This is a genomic window from Type-E symbiont of Plautia stali (genome assembly GCF_059731115.1).
Genome location: NZ_AP035906.1, coordinates 1117223 through 1136968 on the forward strand (window position 1 = coordinate 1117223; position 19746 = coordinate 1136968).

Sequence of the window (19746 nt, forward strand, 5' to 3'; positions counted from 1 at the left end):
CGATTGGGCGCCGTTGTTTTATGCCTGACAGGATTTCTGCGTCAGCCAGCGCTGGCGCAATTTATCCCACATCCAGTTATAAGCCATGGTATAGGGCAGGAAGAACAGGAAGAACGCCACTTCCAGCATGAAGGCTTCCAGCAGCGTGATCTTCAGCATCCAGGCGGCAATCGGCAAACCGATAACGATAAAGCCCCCTTCAAAGCCCAGCGCGTGGATGGCGCGCAGGCCGAGGCCGCGTTTTCTCTGCGGCGGCCAGATGCGATCAAAACCGGTGTTATAGATCATGTTCCACAGCATGGCGACCGTTGACAACATAATCGCCAGCGCGCCCATCTGAAACAGCGGCTTTTCCATAATCCAGGCGGCCAGCGGAGCCACAGTGAGAATCGCCAGCACTTCAAATCCTGCAGCATGATAAAAACGTTCTTTCAGCGAACGGGTACGCATATAGACCTCCTTTTGGGTAACGCGACACATTTTCTCACCGCAAAATGCTAAGATAAAATGATTACCTATCGATAAAAGCGATGGTTCACCATGAAATACTCCCCGGAATCCCTTGAGGCCTTTGTCCAGACCGTCGCCAGTGGCTCGTTTTCTGCGGCGGCGCGTGCGCTGGCCAAAAGCCAGTCCACCATCAGCAGCGCCGTGGCGAATCTGGAAGACGATCTCGGTTTCACCCTGTTCGATCGCAGCGGTCGCCAGCCGGTATTAACCGAACAAGGACAGCGCGCACTGGCGCAGGTGCAGCAGATTCTGGCGGCCAGCCAGCGGTTGGATGAGCTGGCGGTGCGGCTGTCACAGGGCGTGGAACCGCGACTCAGTCTGGCGATTTCTGATTTCTGGCAGGCCGATCATCATGAAAATCTGCTCAACCGCTTTGAAGCGCGTTATCCGGATATTGAATTTGAATGCATGATTGCTGAGGACGCGGACGCGCTGGACCTGCTGCAGGCCGGTCGCGTGCATCTCGGCGTGGTGCGTGCGCAGCCGCAGCTGCCGCCTGATTTAGCGGTGGCACGTTTACAGGTGGGGGCGGAAATGGCGATCTATCTGCATCAGGATCATGCGTTATCGCAGTCAAAGCAGGTGAGTGAAGCACAACTCGGTGAATTGCGTCATTTACGGCTTAATACCTGGGTGCAAAACCGTGAACCCTTGCCTGCTGGCCGAGTGTGGTCGGCGCCTTCTTATTTATTGCTGCTGGAAATGGCGGAGCAGGGATTTGGCTGGAGCGTATTACCGCGCTGGCTGGTGGAGCAGTTTGGTCATCAGGTGTTGAAAGAGTTGCCGGTGCCAGGCTGGCCACAGCGCATCGCGGTGGATGTAATCTGGTCGCGACGCAATCCGCCAGGTCCTGCCGGGCGCTGGATGATTGATCAACTCTGCGCCCAGCAACCGGATTAATCGCGGCGCGACACGTCGGGCAGTGCGGCATCCAGCAGCCGGATTAATCGCGGCGCGCCACGTCGGCCAGTGTGGCATCCAGCAGTCGTGCCAGGTCATGCGCCGCCAGTTCTATATCCAGCCCGCGCTTACCGCCGGAGACAAAGATGGTGGCAAATTCTGCAGCCTGCTGATCGATCACCGTTGGCAGACGTTTTTTCTGCCCCAGCGGGCTGATGCCACCCACCAGATAGCCGGTGACGCGCTGTGCCAGTTGCGGGTCGGCCATATCCGCTTTTTTGGCGCCCAGCGCCTTTGCCACTTTTTTCAAATCGAGCTGCGAGGAAACTGGCGTCACGGCTACCGCCAGCGCTTTGGCATCGCCGTTGAGCGCCACGAGCAGGGTTTTGAACACCTGGCGTGCATCGAGATTGAGCTTACGCACCGCCTCATCACCAAAATTTGTTTCGTGGCTGTCATGCTCATAAGGATGAAGGGTAAAGGCGACTTTTTGTTTTTCCAGCAGTTTTACGGCGGGTGTCATGTTCTGTCCTTGCTACGAAAATTCTTATTTCAGTTTTGGTGAATAATACTGGCGAAATTCTGAACTTTGCGCGAAAATTGGCCCGCGCCAGCAATGCTGGTGATAACCAAAATCATAAACAAATTCCTCTTTGACGGGCCGATAGCGATATTGGCCTTCTTTTTTGCCTGCAATTCACTGCTTACTGCTTACTGCTTACTGCTTACTGCTTACTGCTTACTGCTTACTGCTTACTGCTTACTGCTTACTGCTTACTGCTTACTGCTTACTGCTCATCCGCTGTGCCAACCATCTGCCGCGCATCCGGCAAAGCACATTTCCGCACAATCAGAGAGACGCACGTCATCGATCTGATCGCTTTCAGGACATGAGGATGCATAAGGTCTTGCGGTGACGGCATTTGTTACGATTTCAACAATCCTGGCAGGTTATCCTCGCCATACAGATGCAGTGCACCGACAGCCACCACATAGCGGCCTTTCGGTAGCGCCTGCAATAACTCGCGCCAGTGCTGATTACGATTGCGCATCAGCGTGTCATTGAGATCGCTGCTAAAGGTGGTCGGCAGGGCCACCGGTTGCTGCGTGGGCGGTGCATCCAGCCACCAGCTGATCATGGTTTGCAGCAGGCGGGCGTTGGTGTGCCAATGCTCCAGCGTGTCCAGTAACAGCGATAAACCCTCCTGCGGTAGCGACTTCAGCAGTGCGATCTGGGTTTCCGGGCCTTCCAGTTCAATAATGCGCTTATTAGCCGATTTCGCCGCCATCAGCAGTTGGTAATCAATGCCATATTGCGGCCGTAACCCCAGACGCTGCGCCTGTTGTGCCTGCAGCATCAAGGCGATTTGCCAGAACGGCAGCGTGTCGAACACTGCCATGGAAAGCGAAAGCTCATCGCACAGCACATCCAGTTGCTGCAGCACCTCGGCATCCAGACGCATTGCCAGCGGTGCACAGGCATCATCATTGCTGAAGGGCGATGCACCCTGGGTAATATCCGCTTCGACAATCAGTGCGTCGGCCTTGCTCAGCTGACGCAACAGACCGGCGGGCAACGGCTGCATATCGCGCGTGCCCATATGAATACTGCCCGCCAGATGCAGGCGTCGATCGCCCAATTTGATATCCATTGCCGGCCAGGTATAGCGTGCCGGGAAGAGGCTGGCGGCCATCTGCTGGAAGCTGTGCCACAGACTGCGTCTCATGCCCTGTCCTTTTGAAGTCAAAAATCCATGCTAGCGATTTCAGTCACTGAAAAACAGGGCAGAGAGGGCGATTAGCGTTTTGCTGGCTTAAAGCGCAACAAACGATTCGCGTTACTCACCACGGTAATCGAAGACAGCGCCATCGCCGCGCCCGCCACGATTGGGCTAAGCAGCAAACCCGTGAATGGGTAGAGCACGCCCGCCGCAATCGGAATCCCCAGGCTGTTATAGACAAAAGCCCCGAGCAAGTTCTGGCGCATATTACGCAGTGTCGCGCCTGCCATCGCCAGCGCATCGGCAACACAGTGCAAATCGTTGCGCATCAACGTCATGGCGGCGGTTTCGACGGCCACATCGCTGCCGCCACCCATGGCAATCCCCACATCGGCCTGCGCCAGCGCGGGCGCATCGTTGATGCCATCGCCGACCATCACCACTTTGCGCCCCTGCTGCTGCAACTGCGCAATCGCCTGCGCTTTGCCTTCGGGCAGCACGCCCGCGATCACTTCATCAATACCGGCTTCGGCAGCAATCACCTGCGCGGTTTTTTGGTGATCGCCGGTCAGCATGATTAACCGATAGCCCAACTGGTGCAGGCGCTGTAACGCCTCCGTGCTTTCCGGACGCAGGCTGTCACGCAAGGCGATCAGACCCAGCAACTGACGGTGATCGGCCAGCAATACTGGCGTGGTGCCTTGCGCGGCGAAACGGTCGATATCTTGTTGTGCAGCGCGGTAATCAATCTGCTGCTCATCCAGCAGCGCCTGATTGCCGAGCAGCAGCGTTCTGCCCGCCACTTTAGCGCTCACGCCTTTGCCGCGTATTGTACGAAATTGCTTAGTCGGCTCATCGCTGAGATCGGGTGCTGCCGCCAGAATCGCTTTCGCCAGCGGATGGTTCGAACTTTGTTCCAGTTGCGCCGCAGCGCTCAGCACCTGCTGACGATTCCAGTCGCCATAGACCAGCACATCGCTCACCTGCGGGGTGCCGCGCGTCAGCGTGCCGGTTTTATCAAACACGATGGTATCGACTTCGCTGGCACGCTGAAGCGCATCAGCATCGCGCACCAGCACGCCCAATTCTGCCGCGCGACCGACGCCGGCAATCACCGACATTGGCGTCGCCAGCCCCAGCGCGCAAGGGCAGGCGATAATCAGCACCGTGGTGACAATAACCAGCGTGTAGGCTAACTGCGGCTGCGGGCCGACCAGATACCACACCAGACCCGCCAGCAGGGCAATCGCCACCACCACCGGCACAAACACCGCTGAGATGCGATCGGCCAGGCGGCCAATGTCCGGTTTGCTGCTTTGTGCCTGGCGTACCAGATTGATGATCCGCGCCAGCGTGGTGTGGCTGCCGGTGGCGCGTGCCACGAAGCGCAACGTGCCATCCTGCACCAGCGTCCCGGCATAGACTTTATCGCCCGGCTGTTTCGCCTGCGGCACCGCTTCACCGGTTAACATCGCTTCATCAAACCAGGCTTCGCCGCTTTCGACTTCGCCGTCCACCGGCACGCGATCGCCCGTCACCAGCTTCAGCAGCATGCTGGGTTGCACCTCGCTCAGCGGCATTAACGTTTCACCTTGTTCGTCGATGACACAGGCTTGCGCCGGGGTGAGATCCAATAGCCGTTCGAGGGCTTTGGAGGCCCGCTGGCGTGCTCGCTGTTCCAGCGCATGGCCGAGATTAATCAGACCGACGATCATCACGCTGGCTTCGAAATAGAGATGTCGTGCCTGCATCGGGAAAAATTCCGGCCACAGCGCCACGCTCATCGAATAGAGCCAGGCGGCGCCAGTGCCTAAGGCCACCAGCGTATCCATGGTGGCGGTGCCGTGCTGTAGGCTGCGCCACGCACTGCGATAGAAATGGCCGCCGGCGATCACCATTACCAGCAAAGTGATCACGCCGAGCGAGCGCCATAACGTTTGGTTGGCGTCACTCAACATCATGTTGTCGCCGAGCATGCCCCAGATCATCATGGGCACGCCGAGCAGCAGCGCCAATGCCGCCTGCCAGCTAAAGCGGCGCATCGCCTGCTGTGCGCTAACCTGCTGGCGTTCACGCCGCGTCTGTTCATCGTCGATCACTTCAGCGGAATAGCCCGCCTGATCCACTGCGCCAATCAGCGCCTCGGCTTGCGCATCGCCTAACACCAGCGCACTGCGCTCTCCGAGGTTGACGCGGGCCTGACTGACACCAGGCACTTTCTGCAACGCCTGTTCCACCCGGCTCACACAGCTGGCGCAGCTCATGCCGCCGATCAGCAAATGGTGCACCGGAAGGTTTTCTTCTGCCGGTTGCGACTCCGTTGTCAGCGCCTCCGGCGGCGGCTCTGTTGCTGTCAACGGCTCAGGCTTTGGGCTGTCTTTCACCGCCGCGTGATAGCCGGCCTGTTCCACGGTCGCAATCAGATCGCTGATGCTGGCAGCACCGGTAACGCGCGCTTCCTGCTGCGTGACATCCGCCTGTTCCACATCGTCGCGCTGCTCCAGCGCTTCTTTGACCCGTTTGACGCAGTGGCCACAGGACAAACCGTCCAGTACCAGTAATTGTGTGTGTGACATCTTAAACTCCTTAAACGAGAGGTTTGACTGTCTGCAAACTTTGCATTAGTTATAGAGCCTAAACCTTCCATTCAGGGGAAGGTCAAGCGGTCATGAGGTGAAGACAAAAGATGAACATCAGCGATGTGGCAAAAAAAACCGGGCTAACCAGCAAGGCGATCCGTTTTTATGAAGAGAAGGGCGTGGTGACGCCGCCGTTACGCAGTGACAATGGCTATCGCAGTTATGCCGCGCACCATATCGATGAGCTGAATCTGCTGCGTCAGGCGCGTCAGGTCGGGTTTACGCTGGACGAATGCCGCGAGCTGGTGACGCTGTTCAACGATCCCGCACGCCACAGCGCGGATGTCAAAGCGCGCACCTTGCAGAAAGCAGATGAAATCGCTGCACACATCGAAGAATTGCATGCAATGCGCGCGCGACTGCTGGAACTTGCTGAAGCCTGCCCCGGCGATGACAGTGCCGAGTGCCCGATCATCAATCATCTGGCGGGCTGCTGCCATCAGGGCGAAGGGAAACGCGGCTGAATCTGCAGCGTGATACCGATCACACCGGTGACGATCACGGGCGTTCCGGCGGGCAAATCTTCTGTCGCCTGCACTCGCCAACTGCTGTCGCCTATGCGCACATGGCCTAACCCATCTTTAAGGGTGTTATCAAGGGTCAGGTGCATCCCGATCAGCTGCGATCCGCGTTGATTCAGGGTGTTAGGCTGCTGTGAAACCTCGCGGTAGCGCATCCAGCGATACCAGAAATAGACGCACAGCAACGTCAGCACCGCGAACAAAATGCCCTGATGCGTCCACGAGAAAGGGAAAAACCATTCAATAAGACCGACCAGCACCGCCGCTAATCCACTCCACAGCAGATAACCGCTGGTGCCGAGCATTTCAGCCGCCAGCAGCAGGCCACCCAGCGTCAGCCAGAACCAGTGTGGATGGGCAATCAGCTCAATCAGGATCACGGTTTACGCTCCTGACGGCTCTCCTTCAACAATTCGCCGATCCCGGCAATCGAACCCAGCAAACTGCTGGCATCCAGCGGCATCATCACCACTTTGCTGTTATGTGATTCACCGATCTTCTGCAACGCATCGGTATATTTCTGCGCCACAAAGTAGTTCACCGCCTGAATATCGCCTGCGGCAATCGCTTCCGATACGGCACGCGTGGCGTTGGCTTCCGCCTGCGCCTGACGTTCACGCGCTTCGGCCTGCAGGAAGGCGGAGGTACGTTCACCTTCGGCTTTCAGAATCTGCGACTGCTTGTCACCTTCAGCACGCAGTATCGCCGCCTGGCGCACGCCTTCTGCGGTAAGGATGTCAGCACGCTTGGTACGTTCGGCTTTCATCTGCGCATTCATTGCCGCGATTAATTCCTGCGGTGGACGCACGTCACGAATTTCGATACGGGTGATCTTCACGCCCCACGGATTGGTGGCTTCATCGACGATATGCAGTAAGCGGGTATTGATGTTATCGCGCTGCGACAGCATCTCATCCAATTCCATGCTACCGAGCACCGTACGGATGTTGGTCATGGTCAGATTGAGGATCGACAGCTCAAGATTGCTGACTTCATAGGCCGCGCGCGCAGGATCAACCACCTGAATAAAACACACGGCATCAATAGTGACGTTAGCGTTATCTTTGGAGATGATTTCTTGCGAGGGGATATCGAGGACTTGTTCCATCATATTGATCTTGCGACCAATACGATCCATGAACGGCACGATCAAACTCAGGCCTGGCGGTAGCGTTTTAGTGTAACGGCCAAAACGTTCCACCGTCCACTGATAGCCTTGTGGCACAATTTTTACACCGGCCCACACGGTTACGAGCGCGAGCACGATAATGACGGGAATGACAGTCAACATATAACCTCCTGGTTGTCAGATTGTCGGGCCGAATCGTTCGGCCCGTTGCACGCGCGGTACCGATCAGTACAGCAGCGAGTACAGCTGGCGGCGATAGCGCGTGGCGAGTGCATCGCCTGTGCCGAGCGCGGCTAAAATCTCCTGGAACATTTTACGTACCTGACCTTCTCCGGCACTGAGATCGCTCTTCAGGAAGCTGAACAGCAGATCCAGTGCTTCTTCGTTACGGCCCACCTGGTGCAGCTGTAAAGCAAGTTTAGCAGCCAGCTCCGCATTCGCGGGCTCGGCTGCCAGCTGTTCCTGCAGTAGTTGAATTTCAGGGGTATCGGCAGCTTGTTTCAGCAGATCGATTTGCGATACCAGACTCTGATAACGGGTGTCCTGATCCTGCAATGGCACCACCGCCAGCACCGCTTCTGCTTCTTCGCTGCGGCTCAGGGTGATCAGCACCTCTGCCAACAGGAAACCAATTTCACTGTTCTGGTTGCTCAGCGCCCAGGCATCTTTCAGCAACGGCAGCGCATCCAGCGGTTTGCCTTCTTCCATCAGCTGCATCGCTTGATGGGTTTTGATCTCTTCTTCACGCGGCAGCACTTTTTGCAGCAGCGCGCGGATCGCTTCTTCCGGCTGCGGGCCCTGGAAGCCATCCACCGGCTGCCCGTTCTGGAACAGGTACACGGTTGGAATCGAGCGCAGACCAAACTGCGATGCCACCATCTGCTCTTTATCACAATCCAGTTTGGCCAAAATAAACTGACCTGCGTACTCCTGTGCCAGACGCTCCAGCACTGGCGTCAGCTCCTGACAGTGTTGGCTGCGATCGGACCAGAAATAGAACAGCACCGGCATCTGCGTGGATTGTTCCAGCGTCTGGTGCAGGTTGGATTCGTTGATGTCGATAATCAAAGCGTGTGACATGAATACGTCTCTTTGCAGAAAGTGTGTTGAGAATATGGGGGCAAGCTGCCCCGCTTCAAGTTCAAATCTAGCTTGTCGATCAGTTGCTGCGCAAGATGCGATCCAGCATCCAGCCCGGTAACAGGCGTTTCAGCAGGCTCATTACCCATGCGACCAGCGTCACCGGATAGCGCAGGCGCGGATGTTTGCTTTCCAGCGCGTGGCGCAGCTTGGGCAAAATGGCTTCCGGCGGCAGGGTGAAGCGTGCGGCAATGCCGGGATTACGCACCGGTTTGTCCTGCTCGCCCTGATGCACATTGTCGGTGAAACGCGTGGCAATCGGCCCAGGTTCGATCAAGCTTACGCGCACGCCGGAAGCGCGCACTTCCATGCGCAGCGCATCGCTCCAGGCTTCCAGCGCCCATTTGCTGGCGGCATAGGCACCGCGCCCGGGCGTGGAGATCAGCCCCAGCACCGAGCTGGTATTGATAATACGCCCATTGCCGCTGGCTTGCAGGGCAGGCAGCAGGCGCATCGTCAGTTGATGGGTGCCAAACAGGTTGGTGGAGAACTGTTTTTCCAGCTGCGCGCGTGACACGCTACTCAACGGACCATACTGACCAAAGCCGCCGTTGTTGAACAGGCCATGCAGGCGATGCTCGCACAATTCCAGAATATGGTCGGCAGCGGCATCCACGCTGGCTTCATCATCAAGATCGAGCAGCACGCCAATAAAGCCCAGCGCCTCCATGCGCGCCACATCATCCGCGCGACGGCAGGCGGCAATCACGCGATAGCCGCGAGACTGCAAATCGTTGGCGGCCACTAAGCCGATGCCGCTGGAGCAGCCAGTGATTACAATTGTTTTTTGCATTTCTTTACCTGTTAAAAATCACACGCCTGCTTTAATTCTGCTTTACTAGCGGAGCCAGTTCGTTGGCCATCAGATTGGCGATAAACGGCTGCGCATCCGGATTGGGGTGAATACCGTCCTGCTGCATCCACTCCGGCTTCAGATAGACCTGCTCCATAAAGAAGGGCACCAGAGGAATGTTGTACTTCTGTGCCAGCTGCGGATAAATCGCGCTAAACGCTTCGGTATAACGACGTCCATAATTAGCGGGTAAACGAATTTGCATCAGCAGCGGCTGTGCTTTAGCCGCTTTGACTTCGTCGATCACTTTACTCAGATCCTGCGCGATATTGGCAGGCGGGAAGCCGCGTAAGCCATCGTTACCGCCCAATTCGATTAACACCCAACGGGGTTGATGCTGTTTTAATAGGCCAGGCAAACGCGCCAGCCCTTGTCCGGCGGTATCTCCGCTGATGCTGGCGTTAATAATCTGGGGCTGCTGTTGCCAGGTTTTATTGAGCAGGCTGGGCCATGCCGCGGTGGCGGACATGCGATACCCGGCGCTCAGGCTGTCGCCCAGTACCAGCAAGGTATCGGCGGCGGCGATGCGGGACACCAGCAGAAGCAATAACAACAGGAAGGGATAATGCCAGCGGAAAACATTGTTGCAGTTCATCATCTTACTAAGTCCGTCGGTCAGGGAGAGCATCAGCTGACCATCCTTACCGGAGTTGAGCTGGTTGTCAAACCAGCTGAGACCATCGCGCTGATTGGCGAATCGGGTTCCGGCAAATCCACATTGCTGGGCATTCTGGCCGGGCTGGACGATGGCAGCAGCGGCGAGGTCAATCTGCTCGGTCAGCCGCTGCATAACATGAACGAAGAGCAACGTGCCGCGCTGCGCGCGCGGGAAGTGGGCTTTGTGTTCCAGTCCTTTATGCTGGTGCCGACGCTCAACGCGCTGGAGAACGTGCAGCTGCCTGCCTTGCTGCGCGGTGACAGCGATCGCGACAGCCGCGCGCAATCAGTGGATCTGCTGACTCAACTTGGCCTGAAAGATCGTCTGCATCATCTGCCCGCGCAGCTTTCCGGTGGGGAACAACAGCGTGTGGCGCTGGCACGCGCGTTTAGCGGCCGTCCCGGTTTGCTGTTCGCCGATGAACCGACCGGCAACCTGGATCGCAAAACCGGCGATCGCATCGCCGACTTACTTTTCTCCCTCAACCGCGATTTCGCCACCACGTTGATTCTGGTGACGCACGATGAGCAACTGGCGGCGCGCTGCGATCGTCGGCTGCGTCTGCGCGACGGCAAGCTGTGGGAGGAGACATGATTTGGCGCTGGTTTTGGCGTGAATGGCGCTCGCCGTCGCTGCTGATTGTCTGGCTGGCGCTCACCCTGGCGGTGGCCTGCGTGCTGGCGCTGGGCTCGATCAGCGATCGCATGGAAAAAGGGCTCAGTCAGCAGAGCCGTGATTTTATGGCGGGCGATCGTACCCTGCGCAGCAGTGCACCCGCGCCAGAAGCCTGGCTGAACAAAGCGCGCGATGAAGGGCTCTCGGTCAGTCGTCAGCTCAGTTTTATGACCATGACCTTCGCCGATCAAACGCCGCAGCTGGCGGATGTGAAAGCGGTGGACGATGCCTATCCGATGTTCGGCACCTTGCAGACCGATCCGCCGGGATTAAAACCGCAGGCGGGCACGGTGCTGGCCGCGCCACGCTTGCTGGCGCTGCTGAATCTGAAAGTTGGCGATAACGTTGATGTCGGTGACACCACGCTGCGCATTGCTGGTGAAGTGATTCAGGAACCGGATGGCGGCTTTAATCCGTTCCAGACGGCGCCGCGCCTGCTGATGAACCTCGCGGATGTCGATAAAACCGGTGCCATTCAGCCGGGTAGTCGGCTCAGCTGGCGCTATAAATTCTCCGGCGATCCGGCTCCGCTGGCGCGTTATGACAGCTGGATCCAGCCGCAGTTAAAAGCCGGTGAGCGCTGGATCAGCGTCGAGAACTCCGAAGATGCGCTCGGTCGCTCAATGCAGCGTGCGCAGCAATTCCTTCTGTTATCAGCACTGCTGACGCTGATGCTGGCGATTGCCGCCGTTGCGGTGGCGATGAGCCATTACTGCCGCAGCCGCTACGATCTGGTGGCAGTGCTGAAAACGCTGGGCGCCACGCGTAGAGCCTTACAACGGCTGATCATCGGCCAGTGGCTGGCGGTGTTGCTGCTGGCGGCCATCGCAGGCAGCGTGCTGGGGCAGGGGATTGAGGTCATCCTGCTGGCGATGCTCAAACCGGTGCTGCCCGCTGCGTTGCCTGCCGCCAGCTTCTGGCCGTGGCTGTGGGCGATTGGCGCGATGTTTGTGATTTCGCTGCTGGTGGGATTGCGCCCCTATCGCCTGCTGATGGCGACGCAGCCGCTGCGTGTGCTCCGGCGCGATGCGGTGGCGAATGTCTGGCCGCTGCGGTTTTATCTTCCCGCGATGGCGCTGGTGGTGGTTGGCCTGCTGGCGTTATTGATGGGCGGCAGCAAAATGCTGTGGGCGCTGCTGGCGGGCGTGGTGATGCTGGCGCTGCTGCTGTCACTGCTCGGCTGGGGCACGCTGCTGATGCTGCGTAAGCTGGTGGTGCGCAATCTGGCGATGCGTCTGGCGATCAATCGTCTGCTACGGCAGCCGGTGATGACGCTGAGCCAGCTGGCGGCATTTTCGCTCTCCTTTATGCTGCTGGCGTTACTGTTGGTGATGCGCGGCGATCTGCTGGATCGCTGGCAGCAGCAGTTACCGCCGGATGCGCCAAACTACTTCCTGCTCAACATGACGCAGGAACAGGTGCCGCAGGTGCGCGACTTCCTCAATCAGCATCATATTAAACCGGAATCCTACTACCCGATTGTGCGTGCGCGTCTGACCGAGCTGAACGGCAAAGAAGCCGATCCGAAGATGGATAACGCGCTGAACCGCGAACTCAATCTGACGTGGCAATCGGAGCGTCCGGATCACAATCCGCTGCTGGCCGGGAGCTGGCCGCCGAAAGCCGGTGAAGTATCGATGGAAGTGGAGCTGGCTGATCGCCTTGGCCTGAAGCTCGGCGATACGCTGACCTTCAGCGGTGATACCCAGCAGTTCAGCGCCAAAGTCACTAGCCTGCGCAAAGTGGATTGGGAGAGCCTGCGGCCGAATTTCTTCTTTATCTTCCCGCCGGGCGCGCTGGATCAACAGCCGCAAACCTGGCTGACCAGTTTCCGCATGGACAGCAATCCGGCACTGCTGGCACAGCTCAATCGCGCCTTCCCGACGCTGAGTTTGCTGGATGTCGGCAGCATGCTGAAGCAGATCGGTCTGGTGCTGGCGCAGGTCAGTCAGGCGCTGGAGATCATGGTGGTGCTGGTGACGGTGTGCGGCGTGCTGCTGCTGCTGGCGCAGATTCAGGTCGGTATGCGTCAACGCAGACAAGAGCTGGTGGTGTATCGCACGCTGGGTGCCAGTAAACGCCTGCTGCGCGGCACGCTGTGGTGCGAGTTTGCCTTGCTTGGTGTGGTGTCGGGGATCGCGGCGGCACTGGGCGCAGAAGCGGCGCTGTGGGGATTACAGCGTAAAATCTTCGATTTCCCCTGGGAGCCAGACTGGACGCTGTGGATTGCATTGCCGATTTGCGGCGCGCTGCTATTGTCAGTGTGCGGTGGCTGGCTGGGCGTGCGACTGCTGAAAGGGAAGGCGCTGTTCAGGCGGTTTGAAGCGGCTTAATCTTGTGCACAAAAATCAAAGGCCGCTTGCGCGGCCTTTTTCATTTACAGCTTCTCAACCGCCCAGGCAATTCCGCTGGCGTACTCTTCCGGTAGCAGCGGCACCAGCGCGTTCAGCGCCGCCGTAAGGCGTGCCTGATCGCTATCGGTGAGATTTAAGTGCCCCACCTTACGGCCAGGACGCACTTCTTTGTCATACCAGTGCAGATGCACCAGCGGCTGTTGCAGCCAGTCGACATTCACGTCGGTGCCAATCAGGTTCACCATCACCGACGGCGCAAACACCACCGGTTTCGGCAGTGCCAGACCCAGCACCGCACGCAGATGCAGCTCAAACTGGCTGATCGACGCGCCGTTCTGCGTCCAGTGACCGCTGTTGTGCACACGCGGCGCCAGTTCGTTGATCAGCAGACCTTCAGGCGTGATGAAACACTCCATCGCCATCACACCAACGTATTTCAGCTCATGCATGATCGCGCTGAGCATCGCTTCCGCCTGCTGCTGTTGCGCGGCATCGGCCTGCGGGAAGGCCACGCTGGTGCGCAGAATGCCGTCCTGATGCAGGTTATGGGTCAGTGGATAGAACACTGTGGTGCCATCCTGACCGCGCGCACCGACCAGCGACACTTCACCGCTGAAGTTGATGCCCTGTTCAACGATGCACTCGCCGTAGCACTCATCCGGCAACGAATCGGTTTCATTGGCGCGCAGACGCCACTGACCGCGACCGTCATAACCGCCGGTGCGACGTTTCACAATCGCCAGTTCGCCCAGCGAGCTGAACACCTGCGGCCACTCAGCTTTATCTGCCAGCAGTTGCCATGGTGCGGTTGCCAGGTTCAGCTGATCGAGCAGCTGTTTCTGCGTCAGGCGATCGGCCAGACGCGGGAAGATATCGCGGTTCACAAATGCCGGGTGCAACGCCAGCTCGCGCGTCAACGCGGTTTCCGGCCAGCGCTCGATCTCTGCGGTGATCACGCTTTCGGCGATCGGTAGGGCAGAAGGTTCAGCATCCAGACCCACCGGATACACCGCGATGCCCAGCGGTTCGCCCGCCTGGCGCAGCATACGGCCTAACTGACCGTTGCCGAGTACGCAAACCGGTTTCATGCATCCACCCGCGGATCTGGGTTGTTCAGCACTTCGTCAGTCTGGGTTTGACGCCAGGTGGCGAGACGCGCCGCCAGGTCTTTGTCATGCACCGCCAGAATCTGTGCCGCCAGCAGCGCAGCGTTAGCCGCACCGGCTTTACCGATCGCCAATGTGCCGACAGGAATACCGCGCGGCATCTGCACGATGGAGTAGAGGCTATCCACACCGCTCAGTGCGGCGCTTTGTACCGGCACGCCCAGCACTGGCACCAACGTTTTGGCAGCAATCATGCCCGGCAGATGCGCAGCACCGCCCGCTCCGGCAATGATCACGTGGAAACCGTTATCCGCGGCGGTTTCGGCAAAGCTGAACAGTTTGTCTGGCGTACGGTGAGCAGAGACCACTTCAACGTGGAACGGAACATCCAGGCTGTTAAGAATTTCCTCGGCGAACTGCATGGTAGCCCAGTCACTTTTAGAACCCATGACGATGGCGATACGAGCCGGGGTGGCGTTGGATGACATGCGGTCAACTCCTGTGAATAGTCAAACGAACCTGGCCGGGCGGGCAGGTAAAGAAGGGCACAGAGAATAGCATGAGAAGAGAGCAAGGAAAACGGTTGCGTGGCCGGAAAACGGGCAATGATGCGTCAGGATGGGCAGATGATGAATCTTCATCCCGCTGAGTGTCGAGCACGAATGCGCCCGACTATTTCAGGATTCGATTTTAAAACGGGAATTCGATCAGCTGCACGCCATCGGCATCAACCTGAATCATCGAGCCATTTTCATGCCAGGCACCGAGCACCACGCGCTGGGCGCTTTCACCTTGCACAACCAGCTCATGCACCGCCGGACGGTGGGTATGCCCGTGAATTAAAATCCGCACCTGCTGGCGCGTCATCGTATCGATTACGGCTTGCTGATTAACATCCATGATGCTCATCGACTTGTGCTGATTTGCTTGCTTGCTGTCGGCGCGCATACGTGCGGCAATGCGCATACGAATCCGCAACGGCAGGGCGAGGAACAAGCGCTGTAGCCAGCGCTGATGCACTTTGGCGCGGAAGCGCAGGTAGCCTTCATCGTCAGTACATAAAGTATCGCCATGCATAATCAGCACGCGATGTCCGTACAGGCTGAGCACTTGCTCTTCCGGTAGCAGCGTCATCCCGCTGGCACGCGCAAAACGTTTACCGAGCAGGAAGTCTCGATTGCCATGGATGAAGAATGTGGGGATTGGCAGGGCTTTTAGTGCAGCAGCGATTTCACGATGTAGCGGATTAGGATCATCATCGCCAATCCAGGCTTCAAACAGATCGCCGAGGATGTAAAGCGCATCGCAATCGCGCGCATCACCCTGCAAAAAATGCAGAAAACCGGCAGTAATTGCCGGTTCTTCTGTGCACAGATGCAAATCTGCGATAAACAGCGTGCGCGACATTACTCGCTAACAGTCACTTTCTGGATGACAACGTCGTCAACCGGAACGTCCTGATGCATGCCGCTGCGGCCCGTTTTCACCGCTTTGATTTTCTCAACCACGTCCATGCCTTCAACCACTTCAGCGAACACGCAGTAACCCCAGCCCTGCAGGCTTTCGTCACGGAAGTTCAGGAAGTCGTTGTCTGCTACGTTAATGAAGAACTGTGCAGTCGCAGAGTGTGGCGCCTGAGTACGGGCCATCGCCAGCGTACCTTTGGTGTTCTTCAGACCGTTGTTGGCTTCGTTACGGATGTCTTCTTTGGTGTCTTTCTGCTTCATGCCAGGCTCGAAACCGCCGCCCTGAATCATGAAACCGTTGATAACACGGTGGAAGATGGTGTTGTCGTAGAAACCTTCACGGCAGTAGTCCAGGAAGTTTTTCACGGTAGCCGGCGCTTTGTCATCGAAGGTTTTGATTACGATGTCGCCATGGTTCGTCTGGAAAGTGACCATTATATTCGTCCTGTTACGGGTGTCGTCAGTATCAACTGCCGCGCCTGCTAAGCGGCGGGGCATTTTTGTAGACGCCTCTTATATCACAAATTCCGATGGCTCGTCAGTAAGGCAGCCACAGAAGGTAAGCGAGCGATGCACAACTGAGAAAAATACGGCACAATACCCAGCTACGCTGGAAAGGCGTATCCCGCAAACGTTAATAACGGAATCGTTCAATGCTGAAGATCTATAACACCCTGAGCCGTCAGAAAGAGGAATTCAAACCGATCCACGCTGGTCAGATCGGCATGTACGTCTGTGGAATTACGGTTTATGACCTTTGTCATATCGGCCATGGGCGTACCTTCGTTGCATTTGATGTGGTGTCACGTTATCTGCGCTATGTGGGCTATCAGCTCAAATATGTGCGTAACATTACCGATATTGAAGACAAGATCATCAAACGTGCCAACGAAAACGGTGAGAGCATCGAAACGCTGACCAACCGTATGATCGCTGAAATGCACAAAGATTTTGACGCACTGGGCATTCTGCCGCCGGATCTGGAGCCGCGTGCCACGCGCCATATCCCTGAAATCATCGAACTGGTTGAGCGTCTAATCGAACGCAAACACGCTTATGTGGCGGACAACGGCGACGTGATGTTCGATGTGATGAGTGACAAAGGTTATGGCGTGTTGTCGCGTCAGGATCTGACTCAGTTGCAGGCGGGCGCGCGCGTTGAAATCACCGAGATCAAACGCAACCCGATGGACTTCGTGTTGTGGAAAATGTCCAAACCTAACGAGCCCGCGTGGAATTCGCCGTGGGGCAATGGTCGTCCAGGCTGGCACATTGAGTGTTCCGCGATGAACTGCAAACAGCTCGGCACCCACTTCGATATCCATGGCGGTGGATCGGATCTGATGTTCCCGCACCATGAAAACGAAGTGGCGCAGTCAACCTGTGCGCACGACGGCGATTACGTCAACTACTGGATGCACTCCGGCATGGTGATGGTCGACCGCGAGAAGATGTCGAAATCACTGGGCAACTTCTTCACCGTGCGCGATGTACTGGCGCATTACGATGCGGAAACCGTGCGTTACTTCCTGATGTCGGGCCACTATCGCAGCCAGCTTAATTACGGCGAAGATAACCTCAATCAGGCACGTGCGGCGCTGGAGCGTCTCTATACCGCGCTACGTCACACCGATGCCAGCGCCACGCCAGCAGGCGGCGAAGAGTTTGAAGCGCGCTTCCGCACCGCGATGGATGACGACTTCAATACGCCGGAAGCCTACTCGGTGTTCTTCGACATGGCGCGTGAAGTTAACCGCCTGAAAACCGAAGACAAAGCCGCCTCTGATGCCCTGGCCGCGAAACTGCGTCAGCTGGCGAACGTGCTCGGCATCCTGCAACAGGATCCAGAGCAGTTCCTGCAGAGCAGTGCGCAGGTGAATGATGACGAAGTGGCGGAAATCGAGCATTGGGTCAAAGCGCGTTCTGATGCGCGTGCGGCAAAAGATTGGGCACAGGCGGATGTGGCGCGTGACAAGCTGAATGAGCTGGGCGTGATTGTGGAAGATGGTCCGCAGGGTTCGAGCTGGCGTCGTAAGTAACAGCGTCGGTGCGCGTTTATTGGCATCCGAATAGGCAAATTGAAGGGTGCGCAGTCATCAGCACCCGAGTTGCCAGGTTGCAGGGTTCGCGTTGATGCGCACCTGAATTTACCAGCCGCAGAATAGCAAAAGGGGCGAACCGCAGTTCGCCCCTTTTTTGTTTGCCTGAATGCTTAAGCTACAACGGTAATTTCATAACCGGCGAACTCAACTTTCTGGCCTGCCACAATCTTGCAGCGCTTACGCGTTTCGATTGCGCCATCTACGCGCACTTCGCCATCCGCGATGGCGACTTTTGCCTGCGCTCCGCTCTGTACCCAACCTTCGAGTTTCAGCAGGTCACACAAATCAACGTGAGCATGTTCGCCCAAAGAAAAACTGGCCATTATGCCTCCTCCACGTCGTGATACTCTTCGCACGCGACTAATGTATTTTGAATCAGGGTCGCGACGGTCATGGGACCGACGCCACCGGGAACCGGGGTGATATAAGACGCACGCTCAGAAGCGCTCGCGAAATCCACATCGCCCACCACTTTACCGCTCTCCAGACGATTGATGCCAACATCAATCACCACCGCGCCTGGCTTGATCCAGTCACCCGGAATAAAGCCCGGTTTACCAACCGCCACCACCAGCAGATCGGCATGCTCAACGTGATGACGCAAATCTTTGGTGAAACGGTGCGTAACGGTGGTGGTGCAGCCCGCCAGCAGCAGTTCCATGCTCATCGGACGACCAACGATATTGGATGCGCCAACCACCACGGCGTTCAGGCCGTAGGTATCGATATTGTAGCGCTCCAGCAGCGTGACGATGCCGCGTGGCGTACAAGGACGCAGCTTTGGCGCACGCTGGCACAGACGACCGATGTTGTACGGATGGAAGCCATCGACATCTTTGTCCGGCACGATACGTTCCAGCACTTTGACATTATCGATGCCGGCTGGCAGCGGCAGCTGAACCAAAATACCGTCGATTTCGCTGTCATTGTTCAGCGTATCGATCAGTTCCAGCAGTTCGGCTTCGCTGGTGGTCGCAGGCAAATCGTAAGAGCGGGAGATAAAGCCCACTTCATCACAGGCGCGACGTTTGCTGGCGACATAGATCTGCGAAGCGGGGTTCTCACCCACCAGCACCACTGCCAAACCTGGCGCACGTTTACCGGCTGCCAGACGCTGCTGTACTTTTTCGGCAACCTCAAGGCGCACCTGCTGCGCAATCGTTTTACCGTCAATAATTTTTGCTGCCATCAGAGAGGAAATCCATCTGTAGAGTTAAGTCGGGGATTGGCGCCTATTCTGTCAGAAGCGCGTCCGGCTGTCAGGTAGAGATTCATTTCACCCGTGCGTTTCACGACTTTCCGCAGTGACGTGAGGCCGCCTTAGCGCGTATTATGTCCCTCAGGAAATTATGTGGATGCCGTGATGATTTGGTTAATACTCGCCACGCTGGCGGTGGTGTTTGTTGTAGGGTTTCAACTACTGACGGCCGGTTCACGCCATGCGGCGCAAGGGCTGAGTAAACGGCTGCAACTGCCGCCGGTGCACATCGAATCGATGCTGTCGCTGATGGGTAAGGACGCGGCCAAAGAGTTCACCGATTACATCGCGGGCGATAATGAAACCCATTTGGGCAACGGCGCTGCGGTGATGCTGATCTGGCAGGTGTTGATTGTCGATGGCAGCGACGAGAACGCGGTGCGCTGGCACGGGATTCTGACCAGGGCTGGATTTTCGGGACTGATATCGCGGCAGCAGCTGTTGCTGGCGCTGGGATTTTTGCGGCAGCTGGAGCCGGAGAGTGCGGAGCTGCATGCGCTGCGAGAACAGTATAACGCGCGGTTTACGCAGCAGGGGATCGAGCTGGAAGGGGAGGCTGGCGAGGTGAGTAATTTGGTGTCGATGAGCGAGTGGCGTAAGCGGCATTGAGGGGGAGGGGGATTGTTGGGCATGGGTATAGAGGGCGGATGGCGCGCGACGTGGGGCGTACTGCTCGGTCTTCAGGACGAATTGTTCAATGATTCAACACTCTGG

21 protein-coding genes are annotated in these 19746 nt (G+C 57.4%); 6 read left to right on the forward strand and 15 right to left on the reverse strand.

The genetic code is table 11. From position 1 onward, the window contains the following. Window positions 1–18: 18 nt before the first annotated feature. Window positions 19–450 carry a multidrug/biocide efflux PACE transporter gene (locus tag AC6I8L_RS05030; protein WP_034828198.1) on the reverse strand — a complete coding sequence of 144 codons (432 nt, stop codon included), beginning with the start codon at window positions 448–450 and terminating at the stop codon, window positions 19–21. A 90-nt stretch (window positions 451–540) separates the two neighbouring features. Here AC6I8L_RS05030 and AC6I8L_RS05035 point away from each other — a divergent pair, with 90 nt between their 5' ends. Continuing rightward, window positions 541–1410, forward strand: coding sequence for a LysR family transcriptional regulator (locus tag AC6I8L_RS05035; protein ID WP_058962240.1), 870 nt, complete (start codon window positions 541–543; stop codon window positions 1408–1410). A 43-nt stretch (window positions 1411–1453) separates the two neighbouring features. Here AC6I8L_RS05035 and ybaK read toward each other — a convergent pair whose 3' ends face one another. From ybaK to copA, 3 genes are all read right to left on the reverse strand, one after another. Then, window positions 1454–1933: a Cys-tRNA(Pro)/Cys-tRNA(Cys) deacylase YbaK gene (gene ybaK, locus AC6I8L_RS05040; protein WP_058962239.1), complete on the reverse strand. Its 480-nt coding sequence runs from the start codon at window positions 1931–1933 to the stop codon at window positions 1454–1456. Between the two features lie 403 nt (window positions 1934–2336). Further along, the gene (locus AC6I8L_RS05045) at window positions 2337–3137 is read right to left on the reverse strand and encodes a TraB/GumN family protein (protein WP_058962238.1); all 801 of its coding nucleotides are present in this window, start codon (window positions 3135–3137) and stop codon (window positions 2337–2339) included. A 71-nt stretch (window positions 3138–3208) separates the two neighbouring features. Continuing rightward, window positions 3209–5707 carry a copper-exporting P-type ATPase CopA gene (gene copA / locus AC6I8L_RS05050; protein WP_498014232.1) on the reverse strand — a complete coding sequence of 833 codons (2499 nt, stop codon included), beginning with the start codon at window positions 5705–5707 and terminating at the stop codon, window positions 3209–3211. Between the two features lie 110 nt (window positions 5708–5817). On the opposite strand from copA, the gene cueR reads away from it, so the two are divergent. After that, window positions 5818–6234: a Cu(I)-responsive transcriptional regulator gene (gene cueR, locus AC6I8L_RS05055; protein WP_058960852.1), complete on the forward strand. Its 417-nt coding sequence runs from the start codon at window positions 5818–5820 to the stop codon at window positions 6232–6234. Here cueR and AC6I8L_RS05060 read toward each other — a convergent pair. The 5 genes from AC6I8L_RS05060 to tesA all read right to left on the reverse strand — a co-directional run bounded on the left by AC6I8L_RS05060 (window position 6210) and on the right by tesA (window position 10011). Then, on the reverse strand, window positions 6210–6668 hold the full coding sequence (locus AC6I8L_RS05060) for an NfeD family protein (RefSeq protein WP_058960857.1): 459 nt from the start codon (window positions 6666–6668) through the stop codon (window positions 6210–6212). The two genes, cueR and AC6I8L_RS05060, sit on opposite strands and share 25 nt — an antisense overlap. Continuing rightward, on the reverse strand, window positions 6668–7582 hold the full coding sequence (locus AC6I8L_RS05065; protein WP_034828210.1) for an SPFH domain-containing protein: 915 nt from the start codon (window positions 7580–7582) through the stop codon (window positions 6668–6670). The genes AC6I8L_RS05060 and AC6I8L_RS05065 overlap by 1 nt, the downstream gene beginning before the upstream one ends. Before the next feature lie 63 nt (window positions 7583–7645). Continuing rightward, window positions 7646–8500, reverse strand: coding sequence for a co-chaperone YbbN (locus tag AC6I8L_RS05070; protein WP_058960851.1), 855 nt, complete (start codon window positions 8498–8500; stop codon window positions 7646–7648). Window positions 8501–8579: 79 nt separating this feature from the next. Further along, window positions 8580–9353 (reverse strand): SDR family oxidoreductase, encoded by a 774-nt coding sequence (locus tag AC6I8L_RS05075; protein ID WP_058960850.1) that lies wholly within the window; start codon window positions 9351–9353, stop codon window positions 8580–8582. Window positions 9354–9384: 31 nt separating this feature from the next. Beyond that, complete coding sequence (gene tesA / locus AC6I8L_RS05080) at window positions 9385–10011, reverse strand: multifunctional acyl-CoA thioesterase I/protease I/lysophospholipase L1 (protein WP_236699747.1); 627 nt, start codon at window positions 10009–10011, stop codon at window positions 9385–9387. Between tesA and ybbA the strand changes: the two genes are divergently transcribed. Together ybbA and ybbP are read left to right on the forward strand one after the other, a co-directional pair. Next, window positions 9979–10665 carry a putative ABC transporter ATP-binding protein YbbA gene (gene ybbA / locus AC6I8L_RS05085; RefSeq protein ID WP_045833127.1) on the forward strand — a complete coding sequence of 229 codons (687 nt, stop codon included), beginning with the start codon at window positions 9979–9981 and terminating at the stop codon, window positions 10663–10665. The two genes, tesA and ybbA, sit on opposite strands and share 33 nt — an antisense overlap. Further along, window positions 10662–13079 carry a putative ABC transporter permease subunit YbbP gene (gene ybbP, locus AC6I8L_RS05090; protein WP_058960848.1) on the forward strand — a complete coding sequence of 806 codons (2418 nt, stop codon included), beginning with the start codon at window positions 10662–10664 and terminating at the stop codon, window positions 13077–13079. Before ybbA ends, ybbP begins: the two co-directional genes overlap by 4 nt. Before the next feature lie 44 nt (window positions 13080–13123). Here ybbP and purK read toward each other — a convergent pair whose 3' ends face one another. From purK to ppiB, 4 genes are all read right to left on the reverse strand, one after another. Then, entirely contained in the window at window positions 13124–14188 is a 1065-nt protein-coding gene (gene purK / locus AC6I8L_RS05095; protein WP_058960847.1) for a 5-(carboxyamino)imidazole ribonucleotide synthase, read from the reverse strand. Continuing rightward, window positions 14185–14694, reverse strand: a complete 510-nt coding sequence (purE, locus tag AC6I8L_RS05100; RefSeq protein WP_034828223.1) for a 5-(carboxyamino)imidazole ribonucleotide mutase — start codon at window positions 14692–14694, stop codon at window positions 14185–14187. Before purE ends, purK begins: the two co-directional genes overlap by 4 nt. 202 nt (window positions 14695–14896) lie before the next feature. After that, the gene (gene lpxH, locus AC6I8L_RS05105; RefSeq protein WP_058960846.1) at window positions 14897–15613 is read right to left on the reverse strand and encodes a UDP-2,3-diacylglucosamine diphosphatase; all 717 of its coding nucleotides are present in this window, start codon (window positions 15611–15613) and stop codon (window positions 14897–14899) included. Beyond that, window positions 15613–16107: a peptidylprolyl isomerase B gene (gene ppiB / locus AC6I8L_RS05110; RefSeq protein WP_034828227.1), complete on the reverse strand. Its 495-nt coding sequence runs from the start codon at window positions 16105–16107 to the stop codon at window positions 15613–15615. Before ppiB ends, lpxH begins: the two co-directional genes overlap by 1 nt. A 218-nt stretch (window positions 16108–16325) precedes the next feature. On the opposite strand from ppiB, the gene cysS reads away from it, so the two are divergent. Then, a complete protein-coding gene (cysS, locus tag AC6I8L_RS05115) occupies window positions 16326–17711 on the forward strand; it encodes a cysteine--tRNA ligase (RefSeq protein ID WP_058960845.1) in 1386 nt (461 codons plus the stop codon). Between the two features lie 173 nt (window positions 17712–17884). On the opposite strand, the gene ybcJ is transcribed toward cysS, so the two are convergent. Further along, window positions 17885–18097: a ribosome-associated protein YbcJ gene (gene ybcJ / locus AC6I8L_RS05120; RefSeq protein ID WP_058960844.1), complete on the reverse strand. Its 213-nt coding sequence runs from the start codon at window positions 18095–18097 to the stop codon at window positions 17885–17887. Further along, window positions 18097–18963, reverse strand: coding sequence for a bifunctional methylenetetrahydrofolate dehydrogenase/methenyltetrahydrofolate cyclohydrolase FolD (gene folD, locus AC6I8L_RS05125; protein WP_034828233.1), 867 nt, complete (start codon window positions 18961–18963; stop codon window positions 18097–18099). The genes ybcJ and folD overlap by 1 nt, the downstream gene beginning before the upstream one ends. A 174-nt stretch (window positions 18964–19137) precedes the next feature. Between folD and AC6I8L_RS05130 the strand changes: the two genes are divergently transcribed. Beyond that, window positions 19138–19641 (forward strand): DUF1198 family protein, encoded by a 504-nt coding sequence (locus AC6I8L_RS05130; protein WP_058960856.1) that lies wholly within the window; start codon window positions 19138–19140, stop codon window positions 19639–19641. Window positions 19642–19746: the final 105 nt, after the last annotated feature.